We start from the raw sequence: 18,320 nt of genomic DNA, 5'->3' as shown, positions 1-18,320 counted from the left end.
TCATGGTGGCTCTGTTTTACTCTACATTATCTGGCAATCCGCCCAATTACCAACCCACCCGTCACTCGGGTAGACTTACCAATATTTTGCCCATCGAGGGTTGTGCTATAACCCGCCGTTAAACCGAGCTGGCCCACAACTTTCAGATAAACCGTAGCCCCTACCTTCGAGAAACCAACTGCATTTGTTGGAAATGGAATGCCCGGCGCAATATTCGTTCCTTTGCTATAAGGCGTTTGTTGCTGAAACCAGGCGTCTACATAAAGCGGCTTGGTAACAATTCCCGTTCGAATAATCAGCTCGGTTACGTCAGGCACATTGACCTTGGAGCCACTGTTTGAATTTGGCTGATCAGGATCATAGTAATTAACGACACGGTCGAGGGTGACCTGACCACGCCGAATATAGCCGTATTGGCCTGTCAGGAAGAAAGGGCCGCTTTTAAAGTGAAGCATCGTACGACCATCGAGATTTTTAGAACCACGCCCAATCGCAATCAGATCGTCGTTCATGTAATTCTGGAGTGGCATTGAATAACCAATCGCAAACAGCCAGGATAGCCGGGCTTTCCCAAACTTGTAGTCGTAGGCCTCCCACCGCAATGCGGCCGAGATGTCCTGAAAACCTTCCTGTTTCTGTCGATAACCCGCGCTGGATTCGGTACGAATATAGGGTGCCGATACGACCAGGTCGAGGTCATAACCCAGACCGAAACTCCCATACAGATTAACCGCCTGCGACGTGACTGTACCCAGATTAGGATCGCGCGTCTGGGTTTTGTTGATGTAGTAGGAGTCGTAGGTTTCCTGCGAATAAGAAATCCCTAAATTGGCCTTACGGTCACCGCGCATAAAGCCGTCTACTAAGCCCTGAGCGTGTATTGGCCGGGCTAGGCTCAGCAGGACAATAGCAACGAATGTGAATGGTATAAATCGCATAATTCTGCTTTAGGCAGGTAAAGGTAGCCGTTAGCCTGTATCGTTCCCATTAAATTGGGTGATTCTGTGCCAGTGGTCTTTGCTAGTAACGATCAGAATCAGGAATGTCTTATGATACGTACCAAAAACAATAGTCCCCGGCCACAAAGTAGTCGGGGACTTATAATTAACCTATGATTAAGAAAACTCTGAGCGTCTTTTACAAGCCAGACCCGTCGGCTTTGCCACGAGCGACTGCATAAGACCCAATATTTTTACCACACGTCAGTCCTACTGTACAATCGAACCGGTAGTGAATTAATCCGTAAATCCGCGAGTTCGACGCTTCCTGCGCCTGTGCCCAGAAGGCATCGGCCTGATCAGGGAAAATGCTGCCCAGCACCACAGCGGCAGCTGCTGAAAAGGTGGAGTGACCTGATGTATACGACGGAAAGTTGGGTAATCCGACTGACGTTTTAACCCCAAATTGCTGCGGCCGAGGATAGTAATAATAGTACTTCGTTTCCCAGCAGCAGATACCGGCATCCATGAGCGCCGTATTGACCAAAGCCAGTGTTCGCGCCATCCGTACCTCACTATATTTGGCATCCATGCCCGCATTGGCCGCCGTACGGTTCCAATGGCCCGGCGGTGTATAACTACCCGCGCCATCGGCCCAATAGTTAGCAATCCGGGCCTGTTCTCGCGTTTGGTTTTTATTGATGTCTTTCAGCTCATTGAGAGCCGTCGTGAATTCCTGGCTGTTCAGGGCTGGTGGTGCTTCGGGCCGTAGTTTCACTTTGGTTGCCGCATCAAAGTTCCAGGTGATTACGGCTCCGTAATTCGGCAACATCGGCGGCCGGAGCGGGCTCTCCTGACTTAACCAGACATCGGCCAGACCACGTGCTTTGGCCGATTCAATCATACCAGCTGTTAGCGCCTGGTTATTGGCGGCACCCATACCATCGGCTCTGGCCCGTGTCATTACTTTTGCCGCTACCTGATTTCCCAGATCAGCGCCAGCCGTAAGATCGCTCGCCACATTCATACCCGCCCACAAACGGCTATTCTGATGTTCGGCCAGTTTGGCATCCAGGAAAGGCCCTTCGCCGGGAAACATCGCTTTCAGAACCGTGTAGGAAGCAGCAGCCACAACCGCATCTTCAGATGGATACGATGGTAACGACGATGTGGGCAATGCCACCCGAACCGTAGCATCAACTTTGCCGGGAGCCGACCGCTTATACTTGTATTTATAGCTCCAGGTAGCTACCAGCGCATCGTATTGCGCCACGTCCAGATAAGCCAGTGCACGAGCGGCATAGGGCGGATTGGCAAACGGGAACTTAGGGTCAGCCAGTGGATTGGCGGCATCGGGCACCGGGTATTTATCATCAGCATTTGAAGCAGGTGGTACATTATACCGGGCCGCCAGTTCGCGAGCGATCTCATTCCACCGGTAAACGGCACCGGTTCCCCAGTAAACAACGGCCTGTTGCTGTTCGGCTGTCAGGCTGGCTGATTTTGTCTTTAGATCAGCCAGTTCGGCCAGATAGGCTGACGACGTGGTTGATGTTGGTTCAGCAACCGTCACATCGGTAGGTGCGCTCAGCACGTAGGTTTTCCACGTACCCGCTTTTTCATCGACGCTGGTCGGTGTGTAGCCTACACGCAAAGGCTCTGTAATACTTTTGTCGCAGGAAACAATCGCGACAGACATGCCTGCTACTGCACTGCAAATGGACAGAAAGTGAATATACTTTTTCATGACGCTACGGTCTATTTCTTGAAATCGATTTGGTATAATAATCCTACAGTAAAGCTGGTGCTCTGGCCAACGTTGCGCCCATCAACGACATAGCCAATACGAGCGTTGAGGCCGATGTTTCGGGGCTGTACTTTGCCATACCAGCCAACGGATGTTGCTTCCATGTTATTCGTCGGATAAGGCATATCGTTCCGGCGAATGTCGTCACCACTGAGTCCGGCCATGCGTTCGGCCCAAACTTCGGTTTGCCAGATCTTCCGTAAAATACCCAGTCGAACAGCAGCATCGTAGGTATTTGGCACATTTACTTCGTTGGTATTATAAACCCGCCCGTCGGCCTGATAGGCATCGCGGTCAACCTTAATGGTACTTCGCCAGTTATACGAACCGTGGGCAGTCAAGTAAAGGCCGGTTTTGGAGTGTCTGTAATTAAGCAATAAGCGGCCTGTAGCCGTGCGAGCCTGTAAACCAATCGACATCGGCAGAAAATCCGGCACATAATTACCAACAGGCAATGATCCGCCAAGGATGGTATGCACCGAAAAACCACCCGCCTGCCAGGCATTTACCTTCAACCAACCCGACAGATCCTGAATTCCTTTCTGCCCCATCAGATTACCCGCGCTGGTGCTGGTCCAGACATAGGGCAGACTCAAAATCACATTCACCCGACTGCTTATTCCGATGGCAGGCATCAACATCACGCTCTGTGTCGTATGCTTACCAATATTCAGGTTTTCGCGTTTGAGCGAACCTTCCCAGTACTCAGTCCAGGCACTTTGGCTGTACATTCCGGCCACGCAGACGGAACCTTTACCCATGTAAATGGCATCATTCGGCATCTGTGCTTTAGCCACGAATGGAGCCAGCAACGATGCGCTAATCAGGTATTTTAGAATTGTTTTCATTTGGTATTAGGTAAGTCAAACGTTCACGATGGTAATCGTTCAATTCGTTTATTAGTAGAAAAACAGATTGTTACAACCTAAATCCAACCGTCAGCACGGCACTTCGGCCATCGGAGGGCCACACACCAGGCCCCGGATAAAAGGTCGGACGTTTAGTAAAGTATTGCTTGTTGAGCAGGTTATTGATACTGCCCCTCAGGGTTAGTTGACGACCAAGAGGCCAGGTTCCGTTCAGATCCCAAAGGCTGTAAGCCGGTACTGGCCCAACGGCTCCATTGGCCGAAGCGGCTCCCGTATTGAGCGCATCCGAGAAGGTTTCGCTCACGTAGCTGTACTGGAGCGTCAGACTCGCCGTTCCATAGCGGGCCGTCAACCCATTCCGCGTTGTCCAGCGAGGAGCCGACTCCACCCGATTGCCTGTAACCGATCGATTCTCAGTTCCTGCCGATACACGACCGTTCAGGTAGCGGGCATTGTTGTAGGCTGTTGATGTAAAGCCACTGATCAGCACTTTTTCGGTCCGCAGAATTTGTGATTCGATCAGTGCTTCAACACCTGTACTGCGGCTATCACCAATGTTTGTCCGGAATATGTAATTCGTTCCATCGGTATTCGTCAGCAGCACTGTGCCCAGCCGATTCCGATAGAGTAAATCGAAGGCTGTAATATTGATATGCAAGCCCTGCCAGCGGCCCTCGATGCCTAATTCGGCATTATACCCATAGGCGTCTTTCAAATTCTTGTCAATCCGTTCGTAGACCGACGTTGGGATAATGTCTTTAAACACCACCGGCCGATAAGCCTGCGCCCACCCACCATATACTTTGACCGCTTCATTAAACTGGTATTGCGCGTTGATACCCAGCAAAGCAAACTTGTGGCTGATGTTGGTTGGCAGATTCTCCGGGTCATAATACGTAATGATACCCCGCATTTCTGTCGTTCCATTTTCGATCCGAATGCCGGGCGAAACCGTTAGCCGATCGGTCAGATGAAACTGGCTTTCGGCAAAGGCAGCCAGATTCTTCGTCCGAAAATGCAGATCGCGTCTGAAAGGGCTGGTCAGTGATAGATCGAAATCGCTGGCGGTGGTTCCTACGCCGAGTTGCCGCCGGTGCAAATCGGTGCTCATCAGTTGAACACCTCCAGCCGCCGTTGCCTGTACCGGACCCAGCTTATAGTAGTGCAACAACCGGATTTCGGTGGTATAACTATTGAAATTATCAATATCGACCTGCCGGGCTCTATACTGTCCTGTAGCCCGATTGATGGTATCGGGTACCGTTGCGAAGGCATCCACCTGAACGCTGTTTCGGGCACCCAACACGGCCGATGATGTCCAGAGCAGGCGTGTCCGGTCAGAAAGCTGCCAGTCCAGTTTTAGCGATGGCACATAAATATCGGGGTTAAAGTAGTTGCGGCTCCGGGTCGATTGACGCGGGTCCTGCGCAAACATCGCATCGGTAAGCGGGCCAGGAATCTGGTAGGTGTAGGCTGATCGCCCCATTTCGGCCGTTATACCCAAACGCTGGGTGGCCTGATAGTGTAATCGTCCAAATTGAGCGTCTGCTTTGGATTCGCTATTCTGCCGATAGCCGTCCGAATGGCGCCGATAGTAATACGCATAATATGTCCATTTACCGACCCGCCCCCCAATGGCATTGTAGGTACTCAGCAAGCCATAGGACCCAATCGAGTTAACCGTCTCGAACCCAAAGCGCCGTGTACTGTCGGCCCGCTTGGTCACGTAGTTCAGCATACCCCCAAATTGGGCTCCATACTGAAGCGAAGCCGTTCCGCGAACGAATTCGACCCGTTCAATACTTTCCATGGGCGCCGAATAATGACTGGCTGGATAACCATACATATCGGAATTGGTAATGACCCCATTCTGACGAATATTATTCTCCCAGGATCGGTGTGGGTCCAGCCCCCGCGTCGAAATATTGACCTGATTACCGGTTCCATCCATATCATAGACGAACACGCCCGGAATCCGGGCAAACACCTGCCGGGGTGTTTTCTCGGCCACATTGGCATCAATATCCGATAGCTTAATCACTTCACTGCGCTTACCGCCCATCAGATAGGTACCATGCACTTCGGGGAGTGCGTCAATAACTGTTGACTTAATTCCTTTTACCGTTACCTGGTTTAGCATACGGGCTGGTAAAGAATCGGTGTCCTGTTTTGGGCTTAATTCCCGTTTAGCAGTTATATCCTGAGCAGATAACTGCGTGGATAGAAAAATCACAAATCCGATAAGCTTTATTTTTAGTTGAGTTTTTTTCATAATCAGGCGGTAATGTTTACTCGCATTCTATTCGGGATCTAATGCTAAATCCCGAGCAGTATTGATTCTTTATTCTACTGACAAACTCTTGCTTTATGGCTACTAATCAGCTTACTCACAATGATCTGATTAGTAGCCATTCGGGCCAGTTTTTCACCGAAAATGCCTTTTCGGCGGAACAGTTAGAACCACCGGGATAAACTGATAGATACCAAGTAGTCTGCAAAGGCCGCATCACCATGTTTCAGACCTAATGGATCTAACCGATCGGCATAGCTCTTAATGCGGTTACGGTAAACGGCAATCGGCACCGTTGCAGCCACCGACGTTTTGTGACGCATATAAGCCAGTCCAGGCTCAACAGACACGATGTAACCCGGCCGGCGGAAACCTGCACTGCCACCAAACGCATCGATAGCGGGCACCCCCTCAACCCGGCCGCCCAGCATCACCGACAATCCAGGAATGGCCGAAATAGACTGGCTTAAGCCAATGCGGGCAGCAAACTGGTCAGCAACCGAGAACGTACCCGTTACCAGATCAATGGAAGTAGCCAGTGGATTACGCAAAACACCATTGGTTTCGCGCGGATTGAACAGGTAAAAACCATTCGCATAAGCTGTCAGGCCCTTCGTCAATTGAGCATATCCCTGTAATTCAACACTTACGCCAACACCCCCGTCACCGAGTTGAATCGACTGATCGACCGGTAGTTCTACGGTATAATCCTTTCCTTCCTTATTCAGTTTATGAAACTGGTCGGTTGCCTGATAATTCCCCGTCGGCAATTTGACGCCCAACCCAACAGCCAGGTTAGCTTTCGGTAACTTGACCGGATTAACGATCCAGTAGCTACCCGAAAGGCGCAGGTCGCCAATACCGTCTGAACCCGTATGAAACCGCTTCTGATCCGGATTTTGCGCTACTGCGTTGCCATAATGTTCATAGAGCGAAGAACGGTCATTGTATTGAATTGGCAGATTGACCGAAAACGAAAGTCGCTGATTAACCAGGTAAGTCAGCCCTAAATCGATGGCATGCGACACATTGATAACCTGAGTTCCCTGCTCCACGCGCTGTTTCTGTTCTTCATCGCCCACAAAATGCTTGTAGGAGCGAAAGAAGCGATAACCTGCTGATACCTGCCAGTGACCGTTACGTTGTTTGAAATAATCGGCAGAATTTGCGCCGGCGGGAGCTGTAGAACTCATATGGCGAACAGCCACGCAGCCCTGTGCCGAGGTTTGTGTATAAGAAATTAGTGTATAGGCTACCGCCAGAACGATAGTATAAATCGTTTTCATACTTGAAATGTCTGAGTTAAACGAACTGAATAACTGAATGCCCAATGCAGGCAGGATATGCATTTACAGAACCCATCTCCCCACCATCAGGGAATATGCTGGCTCATCGGTAAAAGCAATGTTTGTGCAGTGTTCGATGCATATGAATCAGCCAGTAGGTTTTATTACCTACTGAATGCATACCAGTTGGTGGTACTGTACCCAATGACACAGCCAACTAATCAGCATGAATTACTGATAATACACGACACAACGATTCAGGAAATACCTCAGACTTCGGGCGGGGGGGAATGAACGGGCAGGGAGCGAGCCGCAATCACGAATGCTAGTTCGGGAATACGAATGGCATCACGCCAGGTTGGGGGGAGAAAACTAAATACGGTTCGCGGATTAGGCGAATATTCCTTCAACAGGAACTTCAGGAGTTGATTTGCCTTTTTGTTGGACTCGGTAGATCCGGTAATACGATCATTCAGGAACGAGAGTAAATCACTTTGCCAAAACGAGCGGCCTTCCGTTTCCAGACCCGCAATATGAAGCGTATCGCCCTGAATTTCCAGACTTACTACACTGTAATAATGACCACGATAGGTAAATCCATCCGTTGTTGTGTTGGTGATGGTACGCTCATCGGGCTTGTCTTTGAGCGGAATCTGGAACTCAACGATACTATCTACCGATCGATAAACCAGAAGCCGTTCGGATAAGTCATGTTCCGCCTGCCACCATGCGCCCACGCCCACTAATACATAGGCCAGCGTATGGTACAGAAGTAGTACAAAAAGACCGATCGAAACGAGTTTCTTCACCAGAGACCAGTTAAATTTATCCCAAAAATAATACTAAAAATCAAACAAATTCCAAGAAAGTCTGGTTACCGCGTATTTTTACCTAATTTTTATAGAGTATTCAGCCAAACACCTGGTTCAGACAAATTAAAGCCCGTGGCCCAGGTTGATAGCAGTATAAGCAAATTACGAATCAAATTCTGAAATATATAGCCTACTTTAGCCATTCGAATAAATGTTCGGATCTCATTCATTGATCAGGAAGATAACCATCACCTCACAAGTATACACTTATCAAAATGTATGCCACATTACACATTTACTTCTTCAGTAAACAGAATTTAACGATTCAACCTGACTATTAAGCGAGTAAATCCTGTTATCATACATGGTGATATCTGCCGGTCAATGCAATCAAATTGCGTATTTTTGTGTTGGTTCAACATCCGTATGATCTACGACAACCACAATCGCCCCATCTCCTACCTTCGGCTGGCCGTGACAGACCGCTGTAATTTGCGTTGCTTTTACTGCATGCCCGAAGAAGGGATCAAATATCTCCCTAAGCATCAGTTGCTTACGTATGAAGAAATGGAGCGAATCGTGCTGGTTCTGGCCAGGCTGGGCGTTCAGAAAGTGCGGATTACGGGAGGAGAGCCTTTCGTAAGGGCCGGTCTGATGGATTTTTTGCGTCGGCTCGCTGAAATCGACGGTCTCAAGGATATTTCGCTCACAACGAATGGCGTATTGACAGCACCGCATGTAGCTGACCTGGTTGCTCTTGGAGTTTGCTCCGTCAACTTAAGCCTGGATACACTCGACCGCGAACGGTTCCGGCAAATTACCCGGCGCGATGAATTGCCTGCTGTGCTGAAAACACTGGATGCGCTGCTGGATGCCGGTATCCAGACAAAAATCAATGCCGTTGTAATGGATGGGCAGAATACCCAGGATCTGATTCCACTGACCGACCTGACCCGGACACTACCCGTCGATGTGCGGTTTATTGAAGAGATGCCCTTTAATGGCGAGGGTAGTCATTACCCGGTTTTACACTGGACACACCGGCGTATTATCGACGAAATCCGGACTTATTACCCCAATCTGCAAAAAATACCAGATCCGCTGTTTTCCACATCGGCAAATTACCAGATTCCAGGCCATCAGGGAACAATAGGTGTTATTGCTGCCTTCAGCCGTACCTTTTGTGGCACTTGCAACCGCATTCGTCTGACAGCGCAGGGTACGCTTAAAACCTGCCTGTATGACAACGGCGTACTGGATGTTCGTGCATTGATCCGATCGGGTGCATCGGATGATGAACTGACCAGTGCGTTTCTTCGGGCGTTTGCTCATCGTCCGGCCAACGGTTTTGAAGCCGAACAAAGCCGGGATACCGTTACGGAATCCATGTCGACAATTGGTGGCTGATCAGTTGTAGTACCACCTGATTGTGTTGTCAGACCGAACACTTTACTACTACAGATGGGCGGCACCAGTCGAACTTATAATCGAATTGGCACCGACACGTTTTCCAGATATTCGTTTGTAAACAGCGAATCAGCATTCATTTGCTGGATTAGTTCGCCTTCGCGATCGATCAGCATGTGATTGCGAATCATCCAGTTGGCAAACGATGCCCAAACACTTCGGTGCATAAAGCCCCAATTACCTTCACCATCCAGGTAGTAACATGATGCTAAACGCTGGCTTTGCTCAACAAAATTACGATCGGCTAATGAGGCATGTCCGGCCGTTTTGACCAGCATACGAGCTGCTTCATCAGGCTTCCTGACGGCAAACCGAAATCCAGCCCCTGTTGCTTCCAGAAATCGTCGTAAAATATCAGGATTTTGATCAATCCAGGTTCGATGCGCTGTCAGCACCGGATTATAGCCGTAAGGTATTCCATAATCATCAAACAGAAATTGATTGATGTCGATGCCTTCGATGTCGGCCCGAACGCCTTCCCACGTTAACCAAAACCAGGCTGCGTCAACTTCACGCGTCAACAAGGCACGCCAGATTCCCGACCACGCTGATTTATGGGCAACGAACTGCCCACGTCCATCGTCGTTCTGAATCAACTGCCGGATAATATCTTCCTCATACCGAGCGCCATACGAAGCATATACTTTTCCATCTAACTGCTGCGGCCGGTCGATTCCACTTTCCCGAAGCGTCACAATTGCGCTGACATCACGAGCAAGCACCGTGGCAACTGCCACTAACGGATTACCGTTCGTTTGATAACTAATAACGCTTTCTGAAGGCGTAATAGCCAGTTCGCACCTATTCTGAGCCACCCGCCGGGCTGGCATCAGTTGATATTCATCCTGATCAGGAGAGATGAATTCTACATCAAGACCGGCTTTCTGGTAAGATCCGTTCGCCAGAGCGACGTAAAATCCGGTGTGGTTAGTGTTAGGCGTCCGATCAAGCGCCAAACGAATTTTTGTATTCATGGTATTCGGTACTGTTACGGCTTATTTAACCATCCTGACGTGGGAAGGTTTTTTTGCAAACGTATGGAAATAGTTGATAGTTTGTATTACGGAAAGGCTAACAGCTCGAAAAAATCATTTAGCCCACAAACAGGCTTTCATTGGCCAATGCTTTTTCATACTTCTCTTTATCAAATCGATATAAATAGGGCGCCTTGTGAGCTCCCCCAAATTTCCGTTCCTCCAGCCGCTCCAGAATGTTATAGCCCAGCATCCGCTTCTGAAAATTTCGACGGTCAAGCTCCTGGCCTAGTATGGTTTCGTAAAGCTGTTGTAAATCAGGCATTGTGAACTTCTCAGGCAACAATTTATAACCGATCGGCTGATAGCTAAGCTGCCGCCGAAGTGTCTTTAACGCTATGGTAATCATATCATTATGATCAAATAAGAGCAGCGGAATCTGATCCACGTCCCACCATCGACACTCTTCTGTAAAAAAATCGGGTGTTGGTGTCACTTCGGCAAACTCGACCAGTGCGTAATAACCAACCGAAACATCTCTCGAAACCAGTTCCCGCTGTGCTTCATCAGGCAACCCCAGCTTAAGCAATGTTTCCTGCTTGCTAAAATTTTTATAGCGCATGACATCGCCAAAGGTGTGGAATTGTTGAAGAAAAATCTCACTCAACCCCGTTCGCTCGCGCAGGCTTCGGTACGCGGCCTCATCCAGATTTTCTTCATGTAAAATTCGCCCACCCGGCAAACACCAGTCATCAGTCCCTTTCCAGCGAAGAAGCAGAACTTTTAGCTGACCATCGTGAAAACCAAATATAACTAAATCAATGGACACAGAGGATAGGTAGTTGGTCTTAAACTCAGCAATCAGCCGCTGTAGCTCTTTTTTGTACTCCATCGTGGATATTTAAAAATATTTTTAGTGTGTTCTCAATACACAATAAAAATTTGTCTTTATTATTGTGTTCAATTTACGCATTGAAAATGAAACGCAATTTCTTTTCTCTACAATCGTATCGAACGGTGGCGGTGCTGTGTATTGGTGCCATTGGCCTATGGGCCTATTCAGCCAGACCCGTCGTTGATCCCGGTGGTTTGCCCGACGAAAATCGATTCACAAAAGTAGTACTGGCCGAAAAGCTAAATGAACCGCTAGAAATGGCAATTTTGCCCGATGAGCGAGTCTTATTTATCGAACGGCATGGCGACGTCCGGCTTTACTCGCCAACGACAAAACAACTCAGGACGATTGCGACCATCCCGGTCAGTACGAAATATAAAGATAAGGAAGGCCATGAAAGTGAGGCAGAAGATGGCCTTCTGGGCATCAACATAGACCCTAATTTTGAGAAGAACCACTGGATTTATCTTTACTACTCCCCCGCTGGTAGCGAATCAAAAAATAGCCTGACCCGTTATGAACTCCGTGGCGATGAGCTAATTCTTTCGTCGAAGAAAGTACTGCTGGATGTCCCCGTACAACGCGAGTCCTGCTGCCATACGGGCGGCTCAATCGATTGGGATCGTAACGGTAATCTTTACCTATCCACTGGCGACAACACCAGCCCCCGCGCGACACTCTACGCTCCTATTGACGAACGACCCGACCGTGGCCCCTGGGATGCGCAAAAATCATCGTCAAATACCAATGATCTGCGTGGCAAAATCCTACGCATTCATCCCGAAGCCGATGGCACCTACACCATTCCGGAAGGAAATCTTTTCCCGAAAGGAACCTCGCAAACCCGCCCGGAAATTTACACGATGGGGCACCGCAATCCATACCGTATTTCGGTAGACAAACGAACCGGCTATGTGTATTGGGGTGATGTTGGGCCTGATGCAGGAACCGATTCTGTGGGCGTTGGTCCAACGGCCGAAGACGAATACAATCAGGCAAAAAAGCCCGGTAACTTTGGCTGGCCTTATTTTGTGGGCGATAATAAGGCCTACAACGATGTCGATTTTGTAACGAACAAGTCAGGTGCCTTATTTGATCCGGCGCATCCGTTCAACGACTCGCCCAACAACACGGGTATGCGTGACCTCCCTCCTGCCCAGCCCGCTCTGATTTCGTATCCGGCAACCGATAGTAAGAAGTTTCCGATCATGGGCAGTGGCGGGCGCAGTGCGATGGCCGGGCCGGTCTATTATAAAGACGACTTCAAAAATGCGAAACGGCCTTTCCCGGATTACTACAATGGTAAAGTTTTCCTGTTTGAATGGATGCGCGACATGATTCTGGCAGTTAGTTTCAACGAGAAAGGCGGCATGGATAAAATCGAGCGATTTCTGCCCAACATGCCGTTTAGTCACCCGATCGATATGGCCTTTGGTCCAAATGGCGATCTGTACGTTCTGGAGTATGGTACAGGCTGGTTTCTCAAAAATGACGACTCGCGGTTGGTGAAAATTGAATTTAATGCCGGAAATCGCAAGCCGAATGTGCAGGTAGCAGCCAATCTGAAAGCAGGGTCGGTTCCGTTGAAAGTAAATTTATCGGCCGAAGGCACGAAAGATTTTGACGGCGACGCATTGACATATCAGTGGAAAATTGTCAGTCGGGCCGGTGGTCAGCCAACGGTTCTGAACGAACCAAATCCAACGTTTACCTTTCAGAAGCCAGGCCAGTATAAAGCTATATTGACCGTTACAGATGCACATGGACTGAAAGATTCCCGCGAGATCGACATCATGGCGGGCAACCAGCCTCCCCAGGTAGCGCTGAATCTCGTTAAGGGCAACAAGAGCTTTTACTTTCCCGGTCAGCCCATTGCTTATCAGGTGAACGTAACGGATAAAGAAGATGGAAGCCTGGCCAATGGCCGTATCCAGGCTAAGCAAGTCCTGGTACAAGTGAAAGCCCAGAATGAAGCGACCACCCAGAATTCAACCGAAGCGGGCCATAAATTCTCGGAAGCTACGTACTTGTCTACAGGGCGGGTGCTGATGGAAAAGAGCGATTGCAAAGCGTGTCACTTTACGGATAAAAAATCAGTAGGGCCGTCATTTAGGGACGTTGCCAAACGATACAAAGGCGATGCCAATGCAGTAGCCAGCCTGTCGAACAAAATTATCAAAGGCGGTGGTGGTATCTGGGGCGATGCAGCCATGACCGCACACCCTCAATTGGGCTTACCCGACGCTGGTGAGATTGTCAAGTATATCCTTACCCTGTCGGATAAGAAAGTGGCCAGTCCGTCGCTGCCAACGCAAGGAACATATACGCCTGACAAAAATGAGAAAGACGATTTGGTTTTACAGGCCTCCTATAAAGATAAAGGGGCAAACGGCCTGCCTCCTCAAACAAACGAGCAGGTATTGGTACTGCGAAATCCGCTGGTAGCCCTCGGAACAAGCAACAGCCAGTCAAAAGGGATTACCTTATTCAAGATGGGTGGTCAGCCTCATCCGCTGGTGATCGTGATGGCCCCCGATACCTACGTACAATTCAATCAGCTCGATCTGACTGGTATTCGATCGATGGCGTTTGCGGTAGCCGCACCCAAAGCTCAGTTAAACGCGGTTGGTGGGCGCATTGAGGTCCGAATGGACTCGCCCACCGGTCAGCTTCTGGGACAAACGGACGATATTTTACCGACCGATAGCAAAGATCCGGCCGCTATGTTTCAGCCCGGCATTGTGAAGGCATCGATCACCCCTGCCACCGGGCTTCATAACCTCTACTTTGTCTTTAAAAACGAAAAAGCGGGTAAAGCTCCCCTGTTTGTACCCATAACCGTTCAATTTTCTAACTAACCTTACTCCTGCCCTTTCCTGAAGTCAGGAAAGGGCTTTCATCTACTGAACCATGACACAATCTCGTCGCGAATTTCTGAATCAGCTGGGTCTGGCAGCCGCAGGTATGAGCCTGTCAACCGCTTTTCCATCGTCAACAGTGGCCAATACGACCGCTAAAAAATTCAGTTTCGATATTTCACTGGCGGAGTTTTCGTTTGCCGGTGAACTGATGTCGGGCAAGATGACAAACATGGATTTTCCGGCCAGGGCCAAAAACGATTTTGGCATCAATGTGCTCGAATATGTTTCCATGTTTTTCAATAATAAGCATACCGATCAGGCTTACCTGAAAGAACTTAAACAACGATGCGATGATCTCGGTCTGAAAAATAACCTCATTATGGTTGATGGGGCTAATATTGCCGATCTGGACGCGACCAAACGCCAGCAAGCTGTGGAGGCACACTATCCTTGGGTCGATGCGGCCAGGTACCTGGGTTGTAGTTCGATTCGGGTCAATTTCGGCGATACGTCAAAAGCCATTTCGGGTGCTGCCGATGATCCGGCCTCTGAAGCCGCCAAAACCGCAGCCGATGGCTATCATAAATTACTGGAATATGCCGCCAAGTCAAGCATGAACGTCATTGTTGAAAATCACTTCGGCAATTCAACCGACATCGACTGGCTGGTGGGCATTCTTAAGCAGGTAAACATGCCCAATGCTGGCTTACTACCCGATTTCGGCAACTTCTGCAGGCAGCGTAGCAAACCCGAATCCAACGACATCAAAGGCATTATGGGCACAAAATGCATTCAGGAATATGATCGCTATGAAGGCGTCAAAAAAATGATGCCTTACGCCAAAGGTATCAGCGCAAAAACACACAAGTTCGATGCGAATGGCAACGAAACCGAAACCGATTTCCGGCGCATGTTCAAGATCATCAAAGATGCCGGTTTCAAGGGTTATGTAGGCATTGAATACGAAGGCGGCATCATGAGTATGTACAATCCAACGGGTGGCTATCTGCCCAGTACCGAAGGAATCAAAGCAACCAAAACGCTGCTCGAACGGGTTCGAACAGAACTTGCTTAAACGCTTAATAATCTACTTTTTATGCTGCGTAAATTTCTGAAAATCCTGCTGGGCCTGGTCTTGTTTATGGTTCTTCTAGTAGGTGGATTCGTTGTGTTTGGCATGTATGTTACCCGTCAGCTTCCCTGGCAAAAGCCCGTGTTCGACACCGTTCGGCCAGCCGATCCCGGCCAAGTTGGCGATAATGGCGTTTTGATCTTCTCGAAAACCAACGGTTTCCGCCACGAATCGATTGAGCCGGGTATCGAAGCACTCAAAAAAGCGGGAAAAGAAAAAGGCTGGGACGTTAGAACCACAGAGAATGGTGCGTTTTTCAATGATGATTACCTACGCCGATTCAAAGTGGTCGTATTTCTCTCCACGACAGGCGACATTCTGATTCCGGATCAGGAAAAAGCCTTCGAATCCTTTGTCGAAAATGGGGGTGGCTACGTAGGCATTCATGCAGCTTCCGACACCGAGTATAGCTGGGATTGGTATGATCACCTGCTGGGTACGCACTTCCGCGATCACCCTCTATATCCCGAACATACGCCTGAAGCTGAACTAATTACCGATATTCGTACACATCCAACTACGAAACATCTACCCGCTAAATGGCGGAAAGCTGATGAATGGTATAACTTCAAACAAAGCGTTCGGGGAAAAGACAGCATTCAGGTATTACTGACATTGAACGAAGCCTCTTATAAAGCAACCTGGCCTAAGGCGATGGGTGGTGATCACCCGATTTCATGGACCAATGTGGTTGGAAAAGGGCGTATTTTTTACACAGGCATGGGGCATACCAACGAAACCTTCACAGATCCAAACGCAATGCCGCATATAGTAGCCGGGATCGAATGGGCTGGACGGTTTGAGTAACCTAAGCCTTTTGCCGGATGCTTTGGCGGGGTCAGGTTTCAGAGCCTGGCCCCGCTTTCGTTTATTTAGTCAGATTATTGTAGCCAATTAGCTGAATACCTTTGGCTTTGATGAGTTCTTTCACGCGTGGGTTGGTCCAGATATCCGTTACGCCCTGACGGTCACTAGCAACGTTCTCATAACCAATGTGATGAATGGCCCGCACTTCGGGCGTATCAAGCCCAGGATGATCGACGAACAGATAGGTTTTCCCAGGTTCCAGGCTTTCCAGCATCTTCGTAAAACTTTGTAGCTTTTCTTCAGAAGTCGCATGTTCTCCTATGTAACCCGTATAGGTAACTCCCGATTCGGCCAGACTCATATCGTAGTGAGGAACATGATACTCCTGCGCCAATTTCTTAACAAGGGCTTTCACCTCATCATTCAGACTGGTACAGCCCATGTGGCCGGAAAAGTGGCTTATTTTGGGAATTTTCTTGAACGCAAGCTCTATTTGAGCCCGAAATTCTTTTTCTACTTCGGCCAGTTTCCAGTCATTTTCTACCACCGAACGCTTCGGATAATTTTTGTTTGGGCGAACCATGGGGTAAAAATAGCCATCGGCATCGCGAAGACTGGGGCAGTCGGACAGCGGTCGCCACTTGATATTATCCCACTCGCTGGTTAGCGTTAAATGAATGCCAATGTCCGCATCCGGAATCTGTTTCAGCATCTCAACGGCTTCCGGAAACCACGGTGAAGGAACAAGTACTTCGATCGATTTTTCGATCCCGTCTTTATAGCATTTAAGAATTGCTTCATTGCCCGCGTGCGAATAACCCATGTCATCACCACGAATGATCAGACGGGGAGGATTTACCTGAGCATCAGCCGGATATAGACTGGCCAGAAGCAGGCATGAAAGCAGAATTTTTCTAGTCATCAGTTGCAGGAAGGGTTTTAATTGTAAGAGCGAAAGTAAATTAAACTTTTGTACGAATTTCTCCCAAACGAAGAAAGCGGCTGCTCTGCCGCTTTCTTCGTTTGGGAGGGAGCCCACTATTATTTATCATCAAAACTCTGGATCATGTTCCGATACATGGTTTTCGTTTTCCACTGTCCGCCCGCAATAATGCGCCGTACTGTATACAACGGCATCTGATCATCGCGCTTGTCAGCCAGCGTAAATGCCGCCAGATAACCGCGCTTTTGCAGCTCAGGAAGGGCTGCTTTATTCCAAAGGCCAAATGGATACGCAAAGTATTTGATCGGCTTACCGACAATACTTTCCAGCTTGGCATTAGGCTCTTCAATCTGAATTTTCCAGTCATCGCCCTGGTATTTCTTCACGTTGTGGTGATCCCATGTATGCGCACCGATTGTATGGCCGCGATCCGACAGGTCTTTGATCTGGGTCTTGTCCATATAGGGCTGCTTACCATGTCGGCCAATAGCAACCGTCATGATAAAAAACGTACCCTTAAAGCCATGTTTTTCGAGTTCGGGAGCCGCAACGGTATATTGATCAAGGTCGCCATCGTCGAAGGTGAGCATCACCGGCTTTTTAGGTAACGGTGCCCCTGTGGTCATATACGCATAAAGCTGGTCGGGCAATATAGTATGGTAGCCACTGTCAGCCAGCATTTGCATCTGCTCGCGGAAAGCCGCTACGGGTATGATGTAATCTTTCGACGTTTGCGAGTCACTGGGCCGCCAGTCGCGAATTTGGTGATAACAGAGGATCGGTACCTGAGGACGCGCCAGAATGGTTGCCGCATCGGCGATTTTATCGGCCGGAATGCTTGCCGGATCAACCGTGGGTGTTGTTTCAGCTTTAGCCTCATCTGGTTTATCGGCTTTGGGCGCATCAGTCGCAGCCGTTGTGTCTGCTGTTTCGGCCGTATCAGACCCTTTGGATTGACATCCGGTTAAGCCACTGGCTATAAACGTAGACAGACAGATTGCTGCCAGGAAAGGAAATAAGTTACGCGAAATCATAATAGTCTAGTATGTCCCCAAACATACAGAAAAGAGTTTGGCTGATAGTAGACTTTTTACTTGATCAGGTGAAATTTAATGCTACGGCCCTGCATAGTAAGGCCGCGCCAACTATAAAATGTGTTCAGCGCAGCCACACAGGTGCTATTTTATTCTATTAGTCTACTAATCCTTATTGAGAAATAATTACTATAATCAGTCTTCC

At 48.8% G+C, this 18,320-nt stretch carries 14 protein-coding genes; 4 read left to right on the top strand and 10 right to left on the bottom strand.

The window, feature by feature from the left end:
* Positions 1-26 precede the first annotated feature (26 nt).
* From G8759_RS12165 to G8759_RS12140, 6 genes are all read right to left on the bottom strand, one after another.
* Positions 27-938, bottom strand: coding sequence for a hypothetical protein (locus G8759_RS12165; RefSeq protein ID WP_167208292.1), 912 nt, complete (start codon positions 936-938; stop codon positions 27-29).
* A gap of 199 nt (positions 939-1,137) precedes the next feature.
* Positions 1,138-2,685, bottom strand: a complete 1,548-nt coding sequence (locus G8759_RS12160; protein WP_167208290.1) for a phosphatase PAP2 family protein — start codon at positions 2,683-2,685, stop codon at positions 1,138-1,140.
* 11 nt (positions 2,686-2,696) lie between these two features.
* A complete protein-coding gene (locus tag G8759_RS12155) occupies positions 2,697-3,593 on the bottom strand; it encodes a transporter (RefSeq protein WP_167208288.1) in 897 nt (298 codons plus the stop codon).
* A gap of 70 nt (positions 3,594-3,663) precedes the next feature.
* On the bottom strand, positions 3,664-5,886 hold the full coding sequence (locus G8759_RS12150; RefSeq protein WP_167208286.1) for a TonB-dependent receptor family protein: 2,223 nt from the start codon (positions 5,884-5,886) through the stop codon (positions 3,664-3,666).
* Between the two features lie 182 nt (positions 5,887-6,068).
* Positions 6,069-7,190 (bottom strand): hypothetical protein, encoded by a 1,122-nt coding sequence (locus tag G8759_RS12145; RefSeq protein WP_167208284.1) that lies wholly within the window; start codon positions 7,188-7,190, stop codon positions 6,069-6,071.
* Positions 7,191-7,459: 269 nt separating this feature from the next.
* Positions 7,460-7,999, bottom strand: coding sequence for a hypothetical protein (locus G8759_RS12140; protein WP_167208282.1), 540 nt, complete (start codon positions 7,997-7,999; stop codon positions 7,460-7,462).
* Between the two features lie 429 nt (positions 8,000-8,428).
* Between G8759_RS12140 and moaA the strand changes: the two genes are divergently transcribed.
* On the top strand, positions 8,429-9,409 hold the full coding sequence (gene moaA, locus G8759_RS12135) for a GTP 3',8-cyclase MoaA (protein ID WP_167208280.1): 981 nt from the start codon (positions 8,429-8,431) through the stop codon (positions 9,407-9,409).
* A 74-nt stretch (positions 9,410-9,483) separates the two neighbouring features.
* Here moaA and G8759_RS12130 read toward each other — a convergent pair whose 3' ends face one another.
* Both G8759_RS12130 and G8759_RS12125 read right to left on the bottom strand, forming a co-directional pair.
* Complete coding sequence (locus G8759_RS12130; protein ID WP_167208278.1) at positions 9,484-10,443, bottom strand: ABC transporter substrate-binding protein; 960 nt, start codon at positions 10,441-10,443, stop codon at positions 9,484-9,486.
* A gap of 118 nt (positions 10,444-10,561) precedes the next feature.
* Entirely contained in the window at positions 10,562-11,335 is a 774-nt protein-coding gene (locus G8759_RS12125) for an NUDIX hydrolase (protein WP_162386267.1), read from the bottom strand.
* Positions 11,336-11,421: 86 nt separating this feature from the next.
* Here G8759_RS12125 and G8759_RS12120 point away from each other — a divergent pair, with 86 nt between their 5' ends.
* From G8759_RS12120 to G8759_RS12110, 3 genes are read left to right on the top strand one after another with little or no spacing between them, the layout of a single operon-like run.
* Complete coding sequence (locus tag G8759_RS12120; RefSeq protein WP_167208276.1) at positions 11,422-14,196, top strand: PQQ-dependent sugar dehydrogenase; 2,775 nt, start codon at positions 11,422-11,424, stop codon at positions 14,194-14,196.
* Positions 14,197-14,248: 52 nt separating this feature from the next.
* Positions 14,249-15,274 carry a sugar phosphate isomerase/epimerase family protein gene (locus tag G8759_RS12115; RefSeq protein ID WP_167208274.1) on the top strand — a complete coding sequence of 342 codons (1,026 nt, stop codon included), beginning with the start codon at positions 14,249-14,251 and terminating at the stop codon, positions 15,272-15,274.
* A 21-nt stretch (positions 15,275-15,295) separates the two neighbouring features.
* Positions 15,296-16,138 (top strand): ThuA domain-containing protein, encoded by an 843-nt coding sequence (locus tag G8759_RS12110; protein WP_167208272.1) that lies wholly within the window; start codon positions 15,296-15,298, stop codon positions 16,136-16,138.
* A gap of 61 nt (positions 16,139-16,199) precedes the next feature.
* On the opposite strand, the gene G8759_RS12105 is transcribed toward G8759_RS12110, so the two are convergent.
* Both G8759_RS12105 and G8759_RS12100 read right to left on the bottom strand, forming a co-directional pair.
* Positions 16,200-17,060 carry a polysaccharide deacetylase family protein gene (locus G8759_RS12105; RefSeq protein ID WP_167208270.1) on the bottom strand — a complete coding sequence of 287 codons (861 nt, stop codon included), beginning with the start codon at positions 17,058-17,060 and terminating at the stop codon, positions 16,200-16,202.
* Positions 17,061-17,179: 119 nt separating this feature from the next.
* Positions 17,180-18,115 carry a polysaccharide deacetylase family protein gene (locus G8759_RS12100; protein WP_167208268.1) on the bottom strand — a complete coding sequence of 312 codons (936 nt, stop codon included), beginning with the start codon at positions 18,113-18,115 and terminating at the stop codon, positions 17,180-17,182.
* Between the last annotated feature and the right edge of the window lie 205 nt (positions 18,116-18,320).

The organism is Spirosoma aureum (assembly GCF_011604685.1).
Taxonomy (GTDB): domain Bacteria; phylum Bacteroidota; class Bacteroidia; order Cytophagales; family Spirosomataceae; genus Spirosoma; species Spirosoma aureum.
The sequence above is the reverse complement of the archived record's forward strand: the minus strand, read 5'-3'. Positions and strand labels throughout refer to the sequence as shown.

Excerpts from the sequence above, each read along its gene's own strand:
- moaA (WP_167208280.1), top strand. The coding sequence starts at position 8,429 with ATGATCTACGACAACCACAATCGCCCCATCTCCTACCTTCGGCTGGCC.
- G8759_RS12125 (WP_162386267.1), bottom strand. The coding sequence starts at position 11,335 with ATGGAGTACAAAAAAGAGCTACAGCGGCTGATTGCTGAGTTTAAGACC.
- G8759_RS12130 (WP_167208278.1), bottom strand. The coding sequence starts at position 10,443 with ATGAATACAAAAATTCGTTTGGCGCTTGATCGGACGCCTAACACTAAC.
- G8759_RS12120 (WP_167208276.1), top strand. The coding sequence starts at position 11,422 with ATGAAACGCAATTTCTTTTCTCTACAATCGTATCGAACGGTGGCGGTG.
- G8759_RS12165 (WP_167208292.1), bottom strand. The coding sequence starts at position 938 with ATGCGATTTATACCATTCACATTCGTTGCTATTGTCCTGCTGAGCCTA.
- G8759_RS12115 (WP_167208274.1), top strand. The coding sequence starts at position 14,249 with ATGACACAATCTCGTCGCGAATTTCTGAATCAGCTGGGTCTGGCAGCC.
- G8759_RS12100 (WP_167208268.1), bottom strand. The coding sequence starts at position 18,115 with ATGATTTCGCGTAACTTATTTCCTTTCCTGGCAGCAATCTGTCTGTCT.
- G8759_RS12150 (WP_167208286.1), bottom strand. The coding sequence starts at position 5,886 with ATGAAAAAAACTCAACTAAAAATAAAGCTTATCGGATTTGTGATTTTT.
- G8759_RS12160 (WP_167208290.1), bottom strand. The coding sequence starts at position 2,685 with ATGAAAAAGTATATTCACTTTCTGTCCATTTGCAGTGCAGTAGCAGGC.
- G8759_RS12105 (WP_167208270.1), bottom strand. The coding sequence starts at position 17,060 with ATGACTAGAAAAATTCTGCTTTCATGCCTGCTTCTGGCCAGTCTATAT.
- G8759_RS12155 (WP_167208288.1), bottom strand. The coding sequence starts at position 3,593 with ATGAAAACAATTCTAAAATACCTGATTAGCGCATCGTTGCTGGCTCCA.
- G8759_RS12145 (WP_167208284.1), bottom strand. The coding sequence starts at position 7,190 with ATGAAAACGATTTATACTATCGTTCTGGCGGTAGCCTATACACTAATT.
- G8759_RS12110 (WP_167208272.1), top strand. The coding sequence starts at position 15,296 with ATGCTGCGTAAATTTCTGAAAATCCTGCTGGGCCTGGTCTTGTTTATG.